The organism is Microbacterium sp. B35-30, from assembly GCF_010634855.1.
Taxonomy (GTDB): domain Bacteria; phylum Actinomycetota; class Actinomycetes; order Actinomycetales; family Microbacteriaceae; genus Microbacterium.
This window is the reverse complement of the sequence record NZ_MWLQ01000028.1, coordinates 34,932-54,668: the sequence shown is the minus strand read 5'-3', so window position 1 is coordinate 54,668 and position 19,737 is coordinate 34,932. Positions and strand designations below refer to the sequence as shown.

Genomic DNA, 19,737 nt, shown 5'->3' with positions numbered 1-19,737 from the left:
CGCGTCAGCCCCCTCGGTTGGCGCGAGCCCTTCGCACGAAGCTCATGATCAGGACCGCCAGCAGCAGTGCGAACGCCACGAGCGGTGCGATGTACACCAGCACGCCCACGAGCGGCCAGACGCCCGTGCGCATGTCGGCGCCGGAGGCGGACGCGATCATGATCGCGAAGAAGCTCAGGATCGAGAGCACAAGAAGGCCCAGCGACATGAAGGCCAGGATGCGGTCGATGCGGCGTACGGGGACGTCGCCGGCGGGGTTGGTGCTCATCCGTTCCAGCCTACTCGCTGGCGTCGGCGCGCCGGGGCCGATCGTGCACCGGTCCGTTAGGCTGGGTGGCGGGGTTGGAAGACCCCGCTTTTGTCATGCTCTGTTTCGCCGCGATGTTCGCGCGGCGACCGATCCAGCGAGGTTTCGATGCCCACCGGCAAGGTCAGGTTCTACGACGAGGAGAAGGGGTTCGGCTTCATCACCTCCGAAGACGGCCAGGACGTCTTCCTGCACGCCACGGCCCTGCCCCCCGGCACGCCCGCGCCCAAGGCGGGCACGCGGCTCGAGTACGGCATCGCCGACGGCAAGCGCGGCCCGCAGGCACTGTCGGTGCGTGTGCTCGACGCGCCGGTGAGTCTCGCGAAGCGCTCCCGCAAGCCCGCCGACGACATGGCGATCATCATCGAGGACCTCGTGAAGCTGCTCGACGGCATCGGCGGCGATCTGCGCCACGGCCGGTACCCGAGCGGCGCGCACGGCAAGAAGGTCGCCGCCGTGCTGCGCAAGGTGGCTGATGAGCTCGACGCCTGATCCCGCCGATCCTGCCGACGTCGTCACCGAGGTGGACGGCGACTCCGGCGCGCTTTCGGAGGAGTCGACGGTGAAGGATGCCGCGGCCGCCATCACCGACGAGGCCTCGGTCGCAGAGCCCGAGCCCGCGGTCGAGGAGGTCACGCCCGAGCCCGCGGTGGAGGAGGTCACGCCCGAGCCCGCGGTCGACGAGGTGGCGCCCGATCCCGAGCCCGAGCTGGCGCCCGAGCTCACGGCCGAGGACCTCGCAGCCGACCCGGAGCCGGAGCCCGATCCCGAGCCCGAGCTGGCGCCCGAGCTCACGGCCGAGGACCTCGCAGCCGACCCGGAGCCGGAGCCCGAGCCCGCCCCTGACCCCGACCCGCAGCTGCTGGCCGCTCACGACCTCGCCCTATCGGCGCTGCGCGAGATCACGCCGGAGGCGACGGTCGGCGCGCCCGCGGACTACCGCGTGGAAGCCGGCGGTGTGGTCTCGCTGCGGTTCGCCAACCGCCTCCCGGGCTACCCCGGATGGTTCTGGACGGTGAGCATCGCGCGCGTCGAGGATGCCGAGCCGACAGTGCTGGAGGTCGAGCTGCTCCCCGGCGACGGCGCGCTGCTCGCACCGGACTGGGTGCCGTGGGCCGTACGGCTCGCCGACTACCACGCGGCGCAGGCGGCGCTGGCCGAGGCGGCCCACGACGAGGATGACGAGGACCTCGACGAGGACGCGGATGACGACGAGGACCTCGACGACGTCGAAGACCTCGATGCGTCGGACTTCGACGACGACGGGTCGCCCATCCTCCACGCCGGCGACGTCGACGGTGTCGACATCGACGAGCTGGCCGAGGCCGGCGCTGACGACGACGAGGACGACTTCGACGAGAACTTCGACGAAGACGAGGACGACTCGGACGAGTACGACGACGACTCCGACGAGGACGACGACCCCAAGGACGATCGCGACTGAGCCCAGGCCTCACCGCAGGACCCGCGAAAGGGTAGATCTCCGCCGCACGCACGACGGCGGAGATCTACCCTTTCGCGATTCCGTCAGCGGCGCTCGACGGCCTGATGGTCCGAGGCGGCCGCGGCGCTCCCGTCGCCCGGAGACGTCGAGCTCGCGGCCGCGTCCGCCACTCGGAAGCGCGCGCTGAGGAGCACATCGTCGCGGGATGACGGGCCGACCAGCAGCTCGAACTCGCCGGCCTCGACGATGCGCCGGCCCGCGGCATCCACGATCGTGCAATCGGCGACCGGCAGCGACAGCTCGACCGTTGCGGTCTCGCCGGGCTGCAGATCGACATGGCGGTACGCCTTGAGCTCCTTGTCGGCCCAGCTGACCGTGGCCACGCTGTCGCGCACGTACACCTGCACGACCTCGTGCGCAGGGCGGTCACCGGTGTTGCGAAGCTCGACGAGCGCACGCACGGTGCCGTCGCGGCTCGGTTCCGGATCGATCACCCGGAGGTCGGCGTACTCGACGGTCGTGTACGACAGGCCCTCGCCGAACGCGAACGCCGGGCTCTGCGTGAGGTCGGCGTAGCGGTCGCCGTGCTGGCCGCGGATCTGGTTGTAGTAGATCGGCAGCTGTCCGGCGTGGCGCGCGAACGAGATCGGCAGGCGGCCGCTCGGCTCGATGAGTCCGAGCAGCAGTTCGGCGACGGCCTGGCCGCCGCGCATGCCGGGGTTGGCGGTCCACACCAGTGCTGCGGCATCCGTGACCGCCTGCGGCAGCACATGCGGCTTCGAGGCGAGCAGCACCACCACCAGCGGTGTGCCGGTCGCCGCCAGCGCCTCGAGCAGCGCGACCTGCCCGCCGATGAGCTCGAGTGTCGCCGTCGAACGTCCCTCGCCGACCAGCTCGATGCGATCGCCGACCACGGCGACCACGTAGTCGGCGGCCTCGGCCGCCGCCACCGCCTCCGCGATGAGCGCCGCGTCGGCGCTGCTCGGAACGACGACCTGCGGCCGCGGCTGTCCGTCCGGGAAGAACGCGCCCGCGGGGTCCTCCTCGAGGGCGAGGATGTCTGCGCCCCGGGCGTGGGTGATCTCCCAGTCCGCCGGGACGTGCGCGCGCAGCCCGTCGAGCACTGTTGTGATCATCTCGCGCGGGTGCCCGTCGGGGATCCAGTCCACCTGGCCCGACGATCCGGCCCAGTCGCCGAGCTGCGTCTGCGCGTCGTCGGCGAGGGGCCCGACGACGGCGATGCGGCGGGATCCGGTCCCCGCGCCCCCTCCCGTCAACGCCGGCGCGTCCGCGGCTGCCTCCGGGCGCGTGGGCCCAGCTGCGGCATCCGTCCGTCCTGCCGCATCGGCGGTGAGACCGCCGCCGAGGGGCAGCGTGCCGTCGTTGCGCAGCAGCACGAGGGACCGACGTGCGGCTTCAAGGTTGAGCGCCGTGTGCTCGGGTGAGCCGACGACCGCGGCGATGCGCTCGCGATCGGGGAGTCGCGGGTCTTCGAAGAGGCCGAACTCGAACTTGAGCAGCAGGATGCGCGTCACCGCCCGGTCGAGGGCCTCCTCGGTCACGAGCCCCCGCGCGAGCGCGTCGAGCGCGCCCTGGAAGAACCCGGGCGTCGTCATGATCATGTCGTTGCCGGCGAGCATCGCCGCAGCGGCGGCGTGGGCGTAGTCGGGCTGCACCTTCTGCTCCCACACCATGCGGCCGACGTTGTCCCAGTCGGTGATGAGGGTGCCGGTGTAACCCCACTCGCCACGCAGCACGTCGTTCAGCAGCCAGTCATTGACCGTGATCGGCACGCCGTCGATGCTCTGGTAGCCGAGCATGAAGGTGCGGCATCCTTCTTTCGCCACCCTCTCGAACGGCGGCAGGAACCAGGAGCGCAGCTTGCGCTGCGAGATGTCGGCCTCGCTCGCGTCGCGGCCGCCCTGCGTCTCGGAGTAGCCGGCGAAGTGCTTCGCCGTCGCGAGGATCGCGGTGGGGTCGTCGAGCCCGCCGCCCTGGTAGCCGCGCACCATCGCCGACGCGAGCTCTCCGATGAGGAACGGGTCCTCGCCGAACGTCTCGTCGACACGGCCCCAGCGCAGGTCCCGCGCGATGCACAGCACGGGCGAGAACGTCCAGTGGATGCCGGTGGCCGAGACCTCGACGGCGGTGGCGCGTGCGACCCGCTCGGCGAGACCGGCGTCCCACGATGCCGCCAGGCCCAGTTGGGTCGGGTAGATCGTCGCCCCGTCCCAGAAGGAGTGGCCGTGGATGCAGTCCTCGGCGACGAGGAGCGGGATCTGCAGCCGGGTCCCGAGCGTCAGCTCACGGGCGCGCAGCACCTTCTCGGGCGAGGCATGCAGGATCGAGCCGGCGTGCATGCGCACCACCTGGTCTTCGAGATCCTCGCGCGCGTCGAGCTGCAGCATCTGGCCGATCTTCTCCTCGACCGTCATGCGGCCGAGGAGGTCGGCGATGCGGTCGGCGACCGGCAGCGCGGCGTCGCGGTAGGCCGGGCGGTGCCCGTCGTGGGAGTCGCGCCGTTCCGGGGGGCGGGGGGCGTCGGTCACGGGGTCTCCTGTCGAGCCGGTGCGGAGGACGCGTCGTCGAGCGCCTCGCGAGGTGCGGGGGCAGGCGCCGCGGGTGATGTCTCTGCGGGTGCCGCGGACGCTGCCGGGGATGTCGCTGCGACGGATGCTGCCGCCGATCCCGGTGCGGGTGTCTCCGGGCCCGTCCGGACCGCGGTGACGGCGGCGGTCGCCTTCATCCCCTTCTTGCGCAGCGCCCTCGAGCGCTCGCCGGCCGAGCGCAGGCGCGGGTTGACGTACTCGTCGATGCCGAAGTTGACGAGCGACAGCGCCATGCCGAGCAGGGCGATGCAGAGTCCGGCCGGGACGTACCACCACCAGTAGTCCGGGAACGCGCCGTTCTGCTGCGCCCAGAACAGGATCGTGCCCCAGTTGAGGTTGGTGATCGGGATGACGCCGATGAAGGCGAGCGTCGTGAGCCCGAGCACCGCCGCGGTCACCGTGCCGACGAAGCTCGACGCGATGATCGCCATGAGGTTCGGCAGCATCTCGACCGTGATGATGCGCCCGAGCGGCTCGCCGTTGGCGCGCGCGGCCTGGACGAAGTCGCGGTTGCGCAGCGACATCGTCTGCGCGCGCAGCACGCGCGCACCCCATGCCCATCCGGTCAGCGCCAGCACCGCGGCGATGAGCAGCAGGCTGGGGTCTTCGAACTGCGACGCGATGATGATCATCAGCGGCAGGCCCGGCAGCACCAGGAAGACGTTCGTGAGCGCCGACAGCGACTCGCTCTTCCAGCCCGTGACGATGCCCGCTGTCACGCCGATCGCCACCGCGATCGCCGTGGCGAGCACGCCCGACAGCAGACCGACGACGAGCACACCGCGCGTGCCGTAGATGATCTGGCTGAAGATGTCCTCGCCCATGTGGCTGGTGCCGAGGAGGTGCTGCCACGACGGCGGCTGCTTGAGCGCCGTGTAGTCCTTGTCGAGCGGACCGTAGGGCGCGATGAGGTCGCCGAACACGGCGATCAGCACGAAGAACCCGAGGATCGCCAGCCCGGTCAGCGACTTGCGGTTGCGGAACATCGCGAACGACGAGCCGATGCGCGCGAGCGTCGACGGAGTGGCAGGGGTCTGCGGGGGCGCCGGTGCGACGGCCGTGCCGGGGGTCTCGGCATCCAGTGCCGTCGTGGTGGGAACGGTCATGTCAGGCCTCCTGGCGGGCGCGCGGGTCGAGGATGACGTACGCGATGTCGGCGAGGATGTTGGTCACGAGCACGGCGAGCGTGATCACGAGGAAGACCCCCTGCATGAGCGGGTAGTCCTTGGCATTGGTCGCATCGAGCAGCAGCTTGCCGATGCCGGGGTATGAGAACACCAGCTCCATGACGAGCGTGCCGCCGACGATGAAGCCGAGCGCGAGTGCGAAGCTCGACAGCTGCGGCAGCATCGCATTGCGGGCGGCGTAGGTCGTGACGACGCGGCGGTCCGAGAGGCCCTTCGCCTGGGCGACGGTGATGTAGTCCTCGTCGAGGACGGTGACCATCATGTTGCGCATGCCGAGGATCCAGCCGCCCAGCGACGCGATGACGATCGTGATCGCGGGGAGCGCGCCGTGATACAGCACCTCTCCCATGAACTCGGGATTCAAGCCGGGCCGCGTTCCCTTCCCGTACGCGTGGGATGCCGGGAACCAGCCGAGTGCCGACGAGAACACCGCGATCGCGATCAGGCCCATCCAGAAGTAGGGAACCGTGGAGAAGAACGTGGCGACCGGGATGACGGCATCCGATCCCCGTCCGCGTCGCCAGCCGATCACCGCACCGACGGCCGTGCCCAGGATGAACGACACGATCGTGGCGATGCCGACGAGCCCGACGGTCCACGGCAGCGCCGTGCCGATCACGTCGGTCACGGGGGCGAGGCCGTGCGAGAACGAGCGGCCGAGGTCACCGGAGAACAGCAGCTGCCAGTAGTCGATGTACTGCTCCCAGAGGCTCTTCTCGGTGTCGAGGCCGAAGAGGGTGCGCAGGGCGGAGGCCGCCTCGGGGCTGATCTTGCCCTGGTTCTTCGCCAGATAGGCCGAGACCGGATCGCCCTTCATCATGCGCGGGATGAGGAAGTTGATCGTGATTGCGGCCCATGCCGTGAACAGGTAGAAGAGGGTCTTCCGCAGCGCGAACCTCATGCGGGGACTCCTTCGGTGTCGGGGGTGTCGGGGGTGGCGGGGCGCGCGAAGTGGCGGTCGGGGTCGGGTGAGGCGTTGCGCAGTGCGCGGGTGTAGTCGTCCTGCGGGTTGAGGATGACCTCGTCGGCGGGGCCGCGCTCGACGACCTTGCCGCGGTTGAGCACCATGATCTCGTCGCTGAAGTGGCGGGCGGTCGCCAGGTCGTGCGTGATGTAGAGCACGCCGAGGTTCGACTCGCGCTGCAGGTCGGCGAGCAGGTTCAGCACGCCCAGGCGGATCGAGACGTCGAGCATCGAGACCGGCTCGTCGGCGATGAGCAGGCTCGGCCGCGACGCGAGGGCGCGCGCGATGGCGACCCGCTGACGCTGGCCGCCCGACAGCTCGTGCGGCCGCCGGTCGATGGTGCTGTCGGCATCCAGTCGCACGCGTTCGAGAAGCCGGCGCACCTCGTGCTCGACCTCGTCGGGTGGGACGACCCTGTCGAGGCGCAGCGGGCGCTCGATGTGGTGCCGGATGGTGTGGTACGGGTTCAGCGAGGCGAACGGGTCCTGGAACACCATACGCACCTGCTGCCGGTAGCGGCGCAGGCCGCGGCCGCTGCGGGGGATGGGGGAGTCGTCGAGGAGCACGTCGCCCGAGGTCTGGCGCTCGAGCTGCGTGATGATCTTCGCGATCGTCGACTTGCCGCTGCCCGACTGGCCGACGAGGGCGATCGTGCGTCCGCTCGTGAGCGTGAAGCTCACGTCGTCGAGCGCCAGCATCTTGCCCGCGCCGCGCACGCGGTAGCGCTTGGTCACGTGGCGGAATTCGAGGGTCGTCATGCGGTCACCTCCATGGCGGTGTCGGCTCCTGCGGTCCCTGCGGCCGAGGTCGCGGCCTCCCGCTCGCTGCGCCCCGCGTCGGTGCCGCGCACGAAGTCCCCGCGGTCGCCGGTGAGGCTCGGGAACGACGACAGCAGCCGCCGCGTGTACTCGTGCTGCGGGTTCCGGTAGATGTTCTCGGCGGTGTCCAGCTCGACGATGCGGCCCTCGCGCATCACGGCGATGCGGTCGGAGATCTCCAGGAGCAGCGGGAGGTCGTGGGTGATGAAGACGACCGAGAAGCCGAACTCGCGGCGCAGCTCCGAGATCTGGGCGAGGATCTCGCGCTGCACCAGCACGTCGAGCGCGGTCGTCGGCTCGTCCATGATCATCAGCTGGGGGTGGAGGGCGAGCGCCATCGCGATCATGACGCGCTGGCGCATGCCGCCCGACAGCTCGTGCGGGAACGACCTGAGACGGTCGCGGCCGACGCCGACGAGGTCGAGCAGGTCGCCGCACGCGCGGGTGCGCTCGCTGCGTGACAACTCGGGGCGGTGCGTCGTGAACACGTCGCCGAGCTGGCGGCCGATGTTGATGACGGGGTTCAGGGCGTTCATCGCGCCCTGGAACACCATCGAGGCCTTGTCCCAGCGGAACCGGCGCATCTCGTCGTCGCTCAGCGCGCCGATGTCGATCACCTCCCCGGTGGCATCGTGGAACACCGCGCTGCCGCCGGTGATGACGGCCGGGGGCTTCAGGAGGCGCTGGATGCCGTAGGCCAGGGTGGTCTTGCCCGAGCCGGATTCGCCGGCCAGGCCCAGGATCTCGCCGCGCTTCAGTTCCAGCGACACGTCGCGCACCGCCTCGACAGGCGGGTCGACGTCGTAGGTGACGCTGAAGTCGGAGATCGTCAGCAGAACGTCTTCGGTCATATCTCGATCGTGCTCGCGGTTCGTGTGGTTTCGGGGGAGTGGCGCGTCAGGCGGCGGTGCGGGTGTGAGGCGGCGCCGTGGGGCGCTGCCGCGTGACGACGCGGATGGGTGGAGGAGACGCGTGCAGGGGCTGGGCCGGTCGGGCCCAGCCCCTGCCGCCGTCGCTCTCAGTCCGCGGGCTGGAGCTTGGTGAGGATGTACACCGCGGTGGGCTGCGTCGGGTCGGCGGGGACGTATGGGTCGTCCTCTCCGGGCCAGCCGACGAAGCTGCGGGTGTTGTACTGGCTGAGGAACGGACGCGTGCCGATCGGCATCGCCGGCACCTGATCGACGAAGATCTGCTGCACTTCCTCGAGCGCGGCTTGGCGCGACGCGTCGTCGGTCGTGCTCGCGTACTCCGCGAGCGCGGCCGTCGCTTCCGGGCTGTCGAAGCGGCCGAAGTTGAAGTCGGCCGTCTCGCCGAGGGGCTTCAGGAACCGGCCGTCCATCTGGTCGCTGTACAGGTCGTAGGGCGTCGCGCCCGAGTCGGTCCAGTGCAGGATCGCCTGGAAGTCGCCGGTGCCCTTGGCCTCCCACCACGAGTCGGAGTCGGGCGTGTCCACCGCGGCTTCGACGCCGAGCTCCTTGACGGAGTCCGAGATGAGGCTGATGCCGGTGACGTAGTCGTTCCAGCCCTGCGGCACCGACAGCGTGAACGTCACCGCTTCGCCGTCGGGGTCGACGAGCGCGTCGCCGTCCCAGGTGTAGCCGGCCTCCTCGAGCACCGCCTTGGCGCCCTCGACGTCGACCGCGTACTCCTGGCCCGCGAACTCGTCGGCGATGTAGGCGTCGCCGGCCGGGGTCGGGAGCCCCGTGACCGATGTGAGTTCGGGTACGCCGCCCTCGCGGGCGATCTCCTGGTGCTTCGCGCGGTCGAGGACCATGTTGACGGCCTTGCGGAAGGCCACGTCGTCGAACGGCTTGGTCGTGGTGTTGACGAACATCGTGTCGATGCCCAGGCCCGCCGCTGCCCAGTAGACGTTGTGGTCGGGGTCCTTGTCGAGGTAGGCGGACTGCACGTTCGGGATGAACGCCTGCGCCCAGTCGGCGTCGCCGCTGGCGAGGGCTGTCGTCAGCGCGGTGTTGTCGGCGTACGACACGTAGTAGAGCGTCGGCACGGCCAGTTCGCCGCCCCAGTAGTCCTCGCGTGCGGTGAGCTCGACGGCCTGGGTGCTGAAGCTGCTGAGGGTGTACGGACCCGTGCCGACGGGCTCCTCGTTCGTGAAGGTGGTCGGGTCGTCGACCTCCTCCCAGACGTGCTGCGGGACGATGCGGATGTGCAGCACCTTGTCCTGCTTGATGAACATCGGGTTCTCGAACGACAGGGTGACGGTGTCGCCGTCGACGGCGACGTCGGTGAGCCCCAGCGCCGTGATGTCGAGCGCCGGGTTGTCCATGATCAGCTGGAACGTGTAGGCGATGTCGTCAGCCGTGAAGTCCTCGCCGTCGTTCCACTTCACGCCTTCGCGGGCGGTCAGCTGCACGGACTTGTAGTCCTCCGACCAGCTGATCTCCGAGGCGAGCCACGGCACCACGTCGGCCGTGGGGTCGACGAGGTTGACGATGCCGAGGGGCTCGAAGATGGCGTTCGCGTAGCCGAGCTTCAGCGCCGACGAGTCGCCCACCCAGGGGTTGTTGCCCTCGGTGGTGATCGGGCCGTCAGGCTTGGCGATGGTGAGGGATGCCCCGCCTTCGGGGTCGGCCGTGTCGTCTCCGCCGCCGCCGGCACAGCCAGTCAGCGCGATCGCTGCGGCGAGGCCGATGGCGAGGAGGGGGGTCCTGAGCCTCATTGCTTCTCCTTCGTGATGTGTGCACGGCGCCGTGTACAGCAATGTGACGTCGGCGTCGTGGAGGTGATTGCCGGATCAACTTACAATCAAGTAAGTAACTTTTGCAAGTAGGGTGTTCCGGTGTGCACGGACACACCGTGCGTAGACTCACAGGCGCCAGCGGAGAAGCCGCTCCGAGTCCGCCGAAGAAGGGGGTGCCGACCGATGGCAACACAGCGTCGGCAGCCGCGCTCGCGGCCCGAGACACTCGCCCGCCGCCGGGAGATCCTCGACGCCGCCGTCGAGATCTTCGGCAGCAAGGGCTTCACCGGCGGCACCCTGCAGGACATCGCCGACCAGGTCGGCATGACCCACGCGGGCATCCTCCACCACTTCGGATCGAAGCACGAGCTGCTCCTCGAAGTGCTGCAGCATCGCGACGAGACGGACGTCGCCGACCTCGCCGAGCAGCACATCCCCGACGGGCTGGCGCTCTTCCGCCACCTGGTGCGCACCGCGTTCGTGAACGCCCACCGGGCCGGCATCGTGCAGGCGTACGTCGTGCTGTCGGCCGAGTCGGTGACCGACGACCACCCCGGGCGCGACTTCTTCGAGAAGCGCTACCAGACCCTCCGCGCAGAGGTCGCCCACGCGTTCGCCGTGGTGTGCGCCGAGCGCGGCATCACGGCGCCCGAGACCGTCGGGTTCGCGTCGACGAGCATCCTGGCCGTCATGGACGGCCTGCAGGTGCAGTGGCTGCTCGACCCCGACGCCGTCGACCTGGCGCACGCGTCGGAGTTCGCCATCGAGGCGATCGTCTCGGCGGTGCTGTCGCCGTCCCCGTCACCGCTCGCCGACGACGCCGACAAGCACGCCGATCAGCCCAGTCGCTCGACCGTGTAGTCGATGCAGCGGATGAGCTGACGCACGTCGTCGGGCTCGATCGACACGAACGTCGCGACGCGCAGCTGGTTGCGACCGAGCTTGCGGTAGGGCTCGGTGTCGACGATGCCGTTGTCGCGGAGGCTCTTGGCGACGGCTGCGGCATCCACCGTCTCGTCGAAGTCGATGGTCACGACGACGGGGGAGCGGTCGGCCGCGTCGGCGACGAACGGCGTCGCGAAGGCGGATGCCTCGGCCCAGTCGTACAGCGCCTGCGACGACTCGCGCGTGCGGGCGTCGGCCCACTGCAGACCGCCCGAGGCGAGGATCCAGTCGAGCTGCTTGTCGAGGAGGAACAGCGTCGCGAGCGCGGGGGTGTTGAGGGTCTGGTTGAGGCGTGAGTTGTCGAGGGCGTTCTTGAGGCTCAGGAACTCGGGGATGTAGCGTCCCGACGCCGCGATGCGCTCGATGCGCTCGATCGCCGCCGGCGAGACGAGCGCGAACCAGAGGCCGCCGTCGGAGCCGAGGTTCTTCTGCGGTGCGAAGTAGTAGACGTCGGCCTCGTGCACCGAGAAGTCGATGCCGCCCGCCGCACTCGTCGCATCGATGACGGTGAGGGCGCCCTCGTCGCCGTGCACGCGCGTGACGGCGGTCGAGACGCCGGTGGAGGTCTCGTTGTGCGGCCAGGCGTAGACGTCGATGCCCTCGACCGCTTCGGCGACCGTGCTGGTGCCGGGCTCGGCCTTGCGGACGTCGGGAGCCTCGAGCCAGGGGGTCTTCGCCGCGGCGGCGAACTTCCCGCCGAACTCGCCGAACACGAGGTTCTGGCTGCGCTTCTCAATGAGGCCGAAGGCCGCGGCATCCCAGAACGCGGTCGAGCCGCCGTTGCCGAGGATGACCTCGTAGCCGTTCGGCAGGCGGAACAGCTGGTTCAGCTCGGCGCGCACCTGGCCCACCAGGCTCTTGACGGGCGCCTGTCGGTGCGACGTGCCCAGCAGTGCGGAACCGGGTCCTGCGAGCGCCTCGATGTGGGCGGGCGCGATCTTCGACGGGCCGCACCCGAAGCGTCCATCGGCGGGAAGGATCTCACGGGGCAGAAGGACGTGGGCCATGCGTCGATTCTAGAGAGGCCCGCCCCGCCGCCTCGCCCCCGTGACAGCCTGTGACGCGCCGGGCTTTCGCGGGGGGCGTTCGACCGGGAGTCGCGGCATCCGTCATCGACAGGTCAACCGGGGCTTCGACTGCGGGTCGCGGCATCCGTCGCCGACAGGTCAACCGGGGCTTTCGACTGCGGGTCGCGGCATCCGTCGCAACAGGTCAACCGGGGCTTCGACTGCGGGTCGCGGCACGGCACCCGTTGCCGACAGGTCAACCGGGCTTCCACAGGAGGATGAAACCTTCCAACGTCCTGTGGAGGGCCGGTTGACCTGTTGGGTGCCTCCTCCACAGGAGGGCGAACGGATGCCGAGTGCATGACTTCTTCACCGTGCTGCCGCAGACGCGACCCACTGGTCGGGCGCTCCGCCATCGTTCGAAGATGATCGGGCTCATCGATGCGCTGACCCGTCGGGGTGGCGTTGCGCGCCTCCGGGCGCTTCTCGACGCAGGATTCAGCCGCCTGACGGTTGCCAGAGCAGTCGCGGACGGCATCCTCACTGTTCCTCGACGTGGCTGGATCGCGCTGGCCGATGCAGATCCCTATCTCCTCGCCGCGGCCAGTGCCGGCGTCGTGCTCACCTGCGTCACCAGGGCGAAACGGCTGGGGCTCTGGGTGCTCGCGGAAGAGGCACCGCACGTCGGAGCGCCGTCATCCGCCTCGCGGCTGAGTTTGCAGAATCCGAAGACGACCGTGCACTGGGCAGCTCCCGTCCAGCCGCGGGAGGTCGGAGCCCTGGAAGACGGCATCCTGAACACGCTGGTGATCGTCGCCCGCTGCCAACCCTTCGAAGCGGCGTTGGCGGTATGGGATTCCGCGCTCAATGGCGGACTGGTGACGAAGATGGAACTGGCTCGCCTGCCGCTGCGACCGGCCGCCCGGCGGGTGCTCGACGCCGCGACCCCCTTTTCGGATTCTGGACTTGAGACGATCTTCGCGATCTGACTGAAGTGGCTGCGGCTTCCGATCCGGGCGCAGATCTGTATACTCGAGCATCGTGTCGACTTCCTGATCGGCGAGCGGCTCGTGGTCCAGGTCGACGGCGGCCACCACGTCGGACTCCAGCGCGCCGCGGATGTCGCGCATGATGCGGCGCTGACGCTGCTCGGCTACCACGTGATCCGCGTGACGTATGCGCAGGTCATCGACCGCTGGCACGAGGTGCAGGAGCTCATCATGCGAGCGATTGCACAGGGCCTCCACCGCCCACGGTGATTCTCTGCGTCGCCGGTCGCCGGTCGCGCGTCGCCGGTCGCCGGTCGCCGGTGGTCGCCGGTGATCGGTCCATCCGCTGCCGTCGCGCTGCGAGGCCTGCTCGACAGGTCAACCGGCCTTCGACAGGAGGTTGAATCCTTCCAACCTCCTGTGGAGGTGCGGTTGACCTGTTGGAGCCCAGGCGGCGCCCCGAGCCCGCCCGCCCGCCCGCCTCGGCGTCTGCGCCAGAAGATAGGCTGTCCTTACACTCCAGACATCGAGGACGCCGCGACATGACAGACCTGATCGACACCACTGAGATGTACCTGCGCACGATCCTCGAACTCGAGGAGGAGAACATCGTGCCGCTGCGGGCGCGCATCTCGGAGCGCCTCGGGCACTCGGGTCCCACGGTGTCGCAGACCATCGGCCGCATGGAGCGCGACGGGCTGGTCGTCGTGTCCGAAGACCGCTCGCTCGAACTCACCGCCGCCGGCCGTCAGAAGGCCGTCGACGTCATGCGCAAGCACCGTCTGGCCGAGCGCCTGCTCTCGGATGTCATCGGCCTGGACTGGGCCTACGTCCACGAAGAGGCCTGCCGCTGGGAGCACGTGATGAGCGAGCAGGTCGAGCGCCGCCTGGTCGAGCTGCTCGGCCACCCCACCGAGTCGCCCTACGGCAACCCCATCCCCGGGCTCGACCAGCTGGGCGACGTGCCGACGAACGGCTTCGAGCAGGGCGTCGTTGGCCTGGTGCGCCGTCTCAACGACGCCGGCGAGCCCATCACCGGCACGGTGCGCCGGCTCGCCGAGCCCGCGCAGGTCGACCCCGAGCTGCTGCAGCAGCTGAAGGGCGCTGGCGTCGTGCCGGGCGCCTTCGGCGACTACCGCTACAACGAGGGCTACGTGCTCGTGCAGATGCAGGGCAGCGACGAGGGCCTCGAGCTTCCGGTCGAGATCGCGTCTCACATCTTCCTGGTCGACGAGACCCGCTGACGGCCTGAGGCGGGGGACGGATGCCGCATCGCGGCGCCCTCCGGCACGCCCCGAGTCTCCCGGGACGGCGCCCGCTCCGTGCGCCTCTGGAAGCCCCGCAGACCGCGGCCGCGGCATCCGTCGACGCACTGTGCGGAGATTGCCAGGCGTGGAGCGTGACATAAACGTGACCTTCGGGTAGCCTCGAGAAGTCCACCAGGCGAGAAGCCCGCCGACCGGACCCCACGTGGATTGCCTCACCGGCTCGTCGTCCACATGTGGTGTAGCCCGCATATCGTGCCCCGACATCGAATGCTGACGAGCCAGCGCCCAGGCGCAGAGGCGCCGGAGGAAAAGTTTGGCTGAAGAGATAGATTCGCACGCGATCGTGCCCGAGCACGCGGCGACCGACCCGACCCGTCGAGCGCGCAAACGGCAGACCCCCGTGCGACAGGCCCGAGCCGTGCCGCCCGCCAAGTCGAAGCCGACGACCGTGCGCTCGAGCGCCCCGTCCTCGTCTTCAGCTTCCTCGACCAAGGGGCGCGTGCTCAAGCCGCTGCGCAGCCTGGCCGTGCTGGCCATGGTGGGCGGACTCGTCGCCACCGTCGCGATCCCGGCGTTCGCCGCGACCGCCGGCGTCGGCACCGAAGAGGCCCGCACCATCCAGCAGATGGCCGTCGACGACGCGCAGTCGTTCGTCGCGGCATCCGATGCCAATGCCACGGAGCTCTCGCGCGGAAGCTACGCGGCCACCACGGCCGAAGAGATCGAGAAGCGGAAGGCCGAAGAGGCGGCTGCCGAACGCGCCCGCCAGGTCGCCAAGGCGGCGGCGGCGGCGGCGACGCGGTCGTCGTCGTCCGTCCCGGTCAACATCGCCCTCACCTCGCCCGGAACCGGCGAGGTGCGCTGGCCGATCCTCAACTTCACCAAGGGCCGCGGCCTCTGGGACTCGGGCTACCACCAGGGTGTCGATCTGCTGTCGTCGTGTGGGACACCGCTCTACGCGGCTGCGGCCGGCGTGGTCAAGGTCTCGCAGGAGAGCTACGGCGGCTACGGCGTCGGTGTCTCGATCGACCACGTCATCGGCGGCCAGCAGGTCAACACGCTCTACGGGCACATGACGTACGGCAGCCGTCAGGTCTCGGTCGGCCAGTCGGTCGCGGCGGGCCAGCTCATCGGGCTCGTCGGCAGCACCGGAAGCTCCACCGCGTGCCATTTGCACTTCGAGGTCCACATCAACGGCTCCGTCGTCGACCCGTGGGCGTGGCTGCAGGCCAACGCCGGGTAGCCGGATCGACCCCATCGCATCACGACGGATGCCCGTTGCCCGGCCGGGCGGCTGGGCCCACGCGCCCGAGGCTCCACGCAGCGCGAAGCGATGCGTGGAGAGGCGTGGGGAGCATCCGTTGTTCGACACGCCCCCGTGCGTTCACCGAGTTCACCGCCCCGGTGTCGGCTGGGTGCGTTAGCCTGAATCCCGACGCTGAGAGAGCGGAGGGAGCCGATGGGCTGCACACCACGCATCCGAACCATGGATGCGCTTGGACGCCTCGTCCTTCGGCATTGCACGAGTGGATGCCGCGGCATTGCCGTGGCGCCAAGGCGCTGTCTATAAGACAGCGCCTTTTTTCATGCCCCTGCGCCCTTGATCGTCGCGCAAGTCGAATAACCGAGAAGCCGTCCCGGCCATTCGAGAGGATGATCAATGCGCACTCTGGTGCTGAATGCGGGCTACGAACCGCTCGCGGTCGTGTCGTTCAAACGGGCGCTCGTGCTCGTGATGAACGAGAAGGCCACCGTCGTGGAACACACCGAGACCGATCCGGTGTGGGGCACCAGACGCGCGTACGAGCGTCCGGCCGTGATCATCCTGACCCGCTACGTGCGGGTGCCGGGCGGTCGCCATGTGCCGGTGACGCGGCGGGGTGTGCTGCGGCGCGACAACCACCGCTGCGGGTACTGCGGCAAGGCGGCGTCGACGATCGATCACGTGCTGCCACGCTCGCGCGGCGGTGCGGACTCCTGGGAGAACCTCGTGGCCTGCTGCCTGCGCTGCAACAACGTGAAGAGTGACCGCACGCCGCAGGAGATGAACTGGGAGCTGCGCTTCCTGCCGCGCCCGCCGCGCGGCGGACAGTGGACCGTCCGGGGCACCGAGCGCACCGATCCGCGGTGGGAGCCGTATCTCGCCCTCGCGGCCTGACATCTCGCCGAGTCAGGAGAGCTCGAGGCCCGAGACCTCGAGGGTGAGCAGAGCCGCGACGACGAACGCCAGCCCGGTGTACACCAGGTCTTCGAACCAGTCGAACAGTCCCGGTCGGCGCTCGATCATCATCTTGGGGTTGTAATAGAAGATCGACGCGAGGATGACGAGCGCCGAGAAGGCGAGTCCGATCCACGCGGCGAACGGCACGCCCGCGAACAGCAGGGCGATCACGATGGTGGCCAGCACGTACAGCCACAGCTCCCGAACGAAGGCCCGCATCGAGTCGTGGCGCGACACGCCCGCCTTCGCGGTCGCTCTCCAGAGTTCGTAGAGCAGCGACAGGGTGAACGAGACGATCAGCACCCACGCTGAGATCGATTCGAGCAGGCTCGGGTGAATGGCACCGTCCACGGCAGGCTCCTCACGGAATGCGTGGAGCGAGCCCACGGTGGTCCATACGGTAGCGATTGCGCGACAGCCTGGGAAGGCTTGGGGCGGGATCGCGTTCGGCGCGGGAAGCCCAAATTTCTCGAACATAACTGTCGGAAGCTGGGGGTACGCTCGTTCGCAGCGGTTGAATGACTAGAACATCTGTTCTAGGATAGGCGAATGGGGGCGATCGTGCAGCTCACGGCACAGCACGTGCACGAAGCCGTCGGACAGGAGCCGACGGCCGCCCGGCCTGCCGCCATCCGCGCGGGAGGAGCGGGGTCGGCCGGTGCAGGTAGGGGCACCGGGTCTACCAGCACCGCATCCACCAGCACCGTCGCCCAACTGCGGGCGCAGCTCGAGCGGGTGCAGGGGCGACGGCTCGACGCGCCGGTGCTGCCGGTGCATCCCGCCCTCGCCTCGCTGCTTCCCGGGGGCGGCCTGCGTCCCGGGGCGGCCTATTCCCTCCCGCGGTCGACGTCGGTGCTGCTGGCGATGCTCGCCCAGCCGTCGCAGTCCGGGTCGTGGTGCGGAGTGATCGGGATGCCGCGGCTCGGCGCCGAGGCGGCAGAGGGGCTGGGGGTCGATCTGTCGCGCCTCGTGCTCATCCCTGATCCCGGTGCCCGCTGGCTCGCGGTGACCTCGACGGTCGCCGAGGTGCTGCCGGTGGTCGCGGTGCGTCCGTCCGGACGAGCCGCCGACGGCGAGATCGCGCGTCTGGCGGCGCGGCTGCGCGATCGCGGCGCGGTGCTGCTCGTGCAGGGACCGTGGCCGCAGGCCGAGGCCGTGATCGAGGTAGGTGAGCCGGCATGGGAGGGCGTCGGGCGCGGGCACGGCTATCTCTCCGGCCGCGAGGTGACGCTCACCTCGTCGAGCCGCCGCTGGCCGCGATCACGGCGCGCTCGCGTGATGCTTCCGGATGCCGCGGGCCATGTCTCCGCCGTGCCGGAGCGGATGCGCCCCGTCGAGTCGCTGCATCCCGCCGCCGCATCGGCCTCCTCTCCGCTCGATGTCTCGCTCGGTCATCGGATCAGGGCGGTGGGGTGACATGACGCCGGGAACGCCCGTTCGGAGCCTCGTGCTGTGGTTTCCCGACTGGCCGGTCACGGCTCTCGAGCGGGAGGCGGCTGCGGCTGCGGCAGATCCGATCGCCGTCGTCGAGCGCAACCTGGTGGTCGCGTGCTCGGCGTCCGCGCGCGCCGAAGGGGTGCGTCGCGGGCAGCGCCGGCGCGACGCGCAGGCGCGGTGTCCGGGGCTGACGCTGGTGAATGCGGATGCCGCGCGCGATCACCGCGCGTTCGCGCCGATCGTGTCGCTGATCGAAGAGCGGGCGCCCGGGGTGCAGCTGGTGCGGCCGGGGCTGTGCGCGCTGCGCGCCCGTGGCCCGGCGCGGTACTACGGCGGCGAGACCGAGGCCGCCCGCATGCTGATCGGCGCGCTGCGCGAGGCCCGTCTCGACGGGGTCAGGGCGGGCATCGCCGACGGGCCGTTCACGGCCGAGCAGGCGGCGCGCGGGGGCACGAGCGCCGAGGATCCGGTCTTCGTCGTGCCCGCCGGCGGGGCGGCGGGGTTCCTCGCGCCACTGTCGGTCGCCGTGCTCGACGCGTCGGCGATGATCGGCGCGGGCGCGGCCGGGACGAAGGATGCGGCGGACCTCGTGGGACTCCTCGCGCGGCTGGGCGTGCAGACGCTCGGCGGGTTCGCCGCGATGGAGCCCGATCGCGTGCGCGAGCGGTTCGGCGAGCGGGGCGTCCGGCTGCACTCCCTCGCCGCGGGGCACGACTCGCGGCCGGTGCAGCCGCGCACCCCGCCGCCCGAGCTCGAGCGCGAGGTCGCGTTCGAGCCGCCGCTCGAGATCGCCGACCAGGTGGCGTTCGCGATGCGCGTCACCGCGGACGACTTCATCGGCGGGCTGGGTGCGATGGATCTCGTCTGCACCGAGCTGCGGGTCGAGCTCGTCGGCGATCGCGGGGAGCGCAGCGAGCGGGTGTGGCTGCACCCCGGCTCGTTCGATGCGGCGGCGGTCGTCGACCGTGTGCGGTGGCAGCTCGCCGAAGACGTCGGCGCCGATCCCTCTGGCGGCGACGCGGCAGGGCGGCGCGGCTTGCGCAGCGGAGTCACCCTGGTGCGGATCTCGCCCGAGGCGGTGGATGCGGCATCCCATCACGCTCCGGCGCTGTTCGGGGGCGGACCCGAGGAGCGGGTGCACCACGCACTGTCGCGGGTGCAGGCCATGCTGGGTCATCGCGGTGTGCTGACGCCCGCGATCGGCGGCGGGCGGTGGCTGGCCGAGCGGCAGGTGCTCGTGCCGTGGGGGGACCGGGACGAGCGCGACCGGCAGGCGACGGGCGCCGGCGGTCTCGCAGCGCAGCGGGCGCGACCGTGGCCGGGGAGTCTGCCCGAGCCGCTGCCGACGACGGTGTTCGCCGATCCGGTGCCGGTCGACGTGCGTGCGCTCGGGGGCGAGCTCGTCGATGTCGACGAGCGGGGCAATGTCGCGGCCGTGCCCGCGTTCTTCATCGAGAGCGGGCGCCGGCGGGCGATCGAGGCGTGGGCGGGCCCGTGGCCGGTGATCGAGCGGGGATGGGATGCCGCGCGCTCGCGGCGTGCGTACCGGTTCCAGGTCGTCGACGCCGACGGGTCGGCGTGGCTGCTGGTGTGCGACGGCGACGCCTGGACCGCGGAGGCCACCTATGACTAGGGAGCTTGGCTCCCGGTCGTTGAGCGAGCGAGGAACGAGCGAGACGAAACGCCCCGGAACCGGCGTGACTGTGCGGCTCGAGGCGTTTCGTCTCGGTCGCTGGCGCTCCCTCGCTCAACGACCGGGATCGTTCTCCCGGTCGTTGAGCGAGCGAGGAACCGGCGTGACTGTGCGGCTCGAGGCGTTTCGTCTCGGTCGCTGGCGCTC

At 70.2% G+C, this 19,737-nt stretch carries 19 protein-coding genes; 10 read left to right on the top strand and 9 right to left on the bottom strand.

Annotated features, from left to right (window positions below):
* Window positions 1-4: 4 nt before the first annotated feature.
* Window positions 5-268, bottom strand: coding sequence for a multidrug ABC transporter ATPase (locus B2K11_RS15870; RefSeq protein ID WP_163619631.1), 264 nt, complete (start codon window positions 266-268; stop codon window positions 5-7).
* A 147-nt stretch (window positions 269-415) separates the two neighbouring features.
* Between B2K11_RS15870 and B2K11_RS15865 the strand changes: the two genes are divergently transcribed.
* Entirely contained in the window at window positions 416-799 is a 384-nt protein-coding gene (locus tag B2K11_RS15865; RefSeq protein ID WP_163619629.1) for a cold shock domain-containing protein, read from the top strand.
* Complete coding sequence (locus B2K11_RS20835; protein ID WP_163619628.1) at window positions 783-1,751, top strand: DUF3027 domain-containing protein; 969 nt, start codon at window positions 783-785, stop codon at window positions 1,749-1,751. The genes B2K11_RS15865 and B2K11_RS20835 overlap by 17 nt, the downstream gene beginning before the upstream one ends.
* Before the next feature lie 83 nt (window positions 1,752-1,834).
* Here B2K11_RS20835 and B2K11_RS15855 read toward each other — a convergent pair whose 3' ends face one another.
* The 6 genes from B2K11_RS15855 to B2K11_RS15830 form a co-directional block, all read right to left on the bottom strand.
* Window positions 1,835-4,300, bottom strand: a complete 2,466-nt coding sequence (locus B2K11_RS15855) for a glycoside hydrolase family 3 N-terminal domain-containing protein (protein ID WP_239526125.1) — start codon at window positions 4,298-4,300, stop codon at window positions 1,835-1,837.
* A complete protein-coding gene (locus B2K11_RS15850) occupies window positions 4,297-5,346 on the bottom strand; it encodes an ABC transporter permease (protein WP_239526135.1) in 1,050 nt (349 codons plus the stop codon). Before B2K11_RS15850 ends, B2K11_RS15855 begins: the two co-directional genes overlap by 4 nt.
* Window positions 5,347-5,467: 121 nt before the next feature.
* On the bottom strand, window positions 5,468-6,448 hold the full coding sequence (locus B2K11_RS15845) for an ABC transporter permease (RefSeq protein ID WP_163619625.1): 981 nt from the start codon (window positions 6,446-6,448) through the stop codon (window positions 5,468-5,470).
* Window positions 6,445-7,269, bottom strand: coding sequence for an ATP-binding cassette domain-containing protein (locus B2K11_RS15840; protein WP_163619623.1), 825 nt, complete (start codon window positions 7,267-7,269; stop codon window positions 6,445-6,447). Before B2K11_RS15840 ends, B2K11_RS15845 begins: the two co-directional genes overlap by 4 nt.
* Entirely contained in the window at window positions 7,266-8,180 is a 915-nt protein-coding gene (locus B2K11_RS15835) for an ABC transporter ATP-binding protein (RefSeq protein WP_163619620.1), read from the bottom strand. Before B2K11_RS15835 ends, B2K11_RS15840 begins: the two co-directional genes overlap by 4 nt.
* A 167-nt stretch (window positions 8,181-8,347) precedes the next feature.
* Window positions 8,348-10,009: an ABC transporter substrate-binding protein gene (locus B2K11_RS15830; protein ID WP_163619618.1), complete on the bottom strand. Its 1,662-nt coding sequence runs from the start codon at window positions 10,007-10,009 to the stop codon at window positions 8,348-8,350.
* A gap of 204 nt (window positions 10,010-10,213) precedes the next feature.
* Between B2K11_RS15830 and B2K11_RS15825 the strand changes: the two genes are divergently transcribed.
* Window positions 10,214-10,891 carry a TetR/AcrR family transcriptional regulator gene (locus B2K11_RS15825; RefSeq protein ID WP_163619617.1) on the top strand — a complete coding sequence of 226 codons (678 nt, stop codon included), beginning with the start codon at window positions 10,214-10,216 and terminating at the stop codon, window positions 10,889-10,891.
* Here the strand turns inward: B2K11_RS15825 and serC are convergent.
* Window positions 10,867-11,982, bottom strand: coding sequence for a phosphoserine transaminase (gene serC / locus B2K11_RS15820; protein ID WP_163619615.1), 1,116 nt, complete (start codon window positions 11,980-11,982; stop codon window positions 10,867-10,869). The genes B2K11_RS15825 and serC overlap by 25 nt on opposite strands.
* 356 nt (window positions 11,983-12,338) lie before the next feature.
* Between serC and B2K11_RS15815 the strand changes: the two genes are divergently transcribed.
* From B2K11_RS15815 to B2K11_RS15800, 5 genes are all read left to right on the top strand, one after another.
* Window positions 12,339-12,971, top strand: coding sequence for a type IV toxin-antitoxin system AbiEi family antitoxin domain-containing protein (locus B2K11_RS15815; RefSeq protein ID WP_239526123.1), 633 nt, complete (start codon window positions 12,339-12,341; stop codon window positions 12,969-12,971).
* The gene (locus B2K11_RS20675) at window positions 12,972-13,241 is read left to right on the top strand and encodes a DUF559 domain-containing protein (RefSeq protein ID WP_345770789.1); all 270 of its coding nucleotides are present in this window, start codon (window positions 12,972-12,974) and stop codon (window positions 13,239-13,241) included.
* A gap of 272 nt (window positions 13,242-13,513) precedes the next feature.
* Window positions 13,514-14,215, top strand: a complete 702-nt coding sequence (locus B2K11_RS15810) for a metal-dependent transcriptional regulator (RefSeq protein ID WP_163619613.1) — start codon at window positions 13,514-13,516, stop codon at window positions 14,213-14,215.
* Between the two features lie 367 nt (window positions 14,216-14,582).
* Window positions 14,583-15,482, top strand: coding sequence for a M23 family metallopeptidase (locus B2K11_RS15805; protein ID WP_345770788.1), 900 nt, complete (start codon window positions 14,583-14,585; stop codon window positions 15,480-15,482).
* A gap of 417 nt (window positions 15,483-15,899) precedes the next feature.
* On the top strand, window positions 15,900-16,397 hold the full coding sequence (locus B2K11_RS15800; protein ID WP_163619602.1) for an HNH endonuclease: 498 nt from the start codon (window positions 15,900-15,902) through the stop codon (window positions 16,395-16,397).
* A 12-nt stretch (window positions 16,398-16,409) separates the two neighbouring features.
* Here the strand turns inward: B2K11_RS15800 and B2K11_RS15795 are convergent, their stop codons facing one another.
* Complete coding sequence (locus B2K11_RS15795; RefSeq protein WP_163619600.1) at window positions 16,410-16,811, bottom strand: hypothetical protein; 402 nt, start codon at window positions 16,809-16,811, stop codon at window positions 16,410-16,412.
* Window positions 16,812-17,009: 198 nt separating this feature from the next.
* On the opposite strand from B2K11_RS15795, the gene B2K11_RS15790 reads away from it, so the two are divergent.
* On the top strand, window positions 17,010-17,876 hold the full coding sequence (locus tag B2K11_RS15790; protein WP_239526120.1) for a hypothetical protein: 867 nt from the start codon (window positions 17,010-17,012) through the stop codon (window positions 17,874-17,876).
* Between the two features lies 1 nt (window position 17,877).
* Window positions 17,878-19,530, top strand: coding sequence for a DNA polymerase Y family protein (locus tag B2K11_RS15785; RefSeq protein ID WP_163619598.1), 1,653 nt, complete (start codon window positions 17,878-17,880; stop codon window positions 19,528-19,530).
* Window positions 19,531-19,737: the final 207 nt, after the last annotated feature.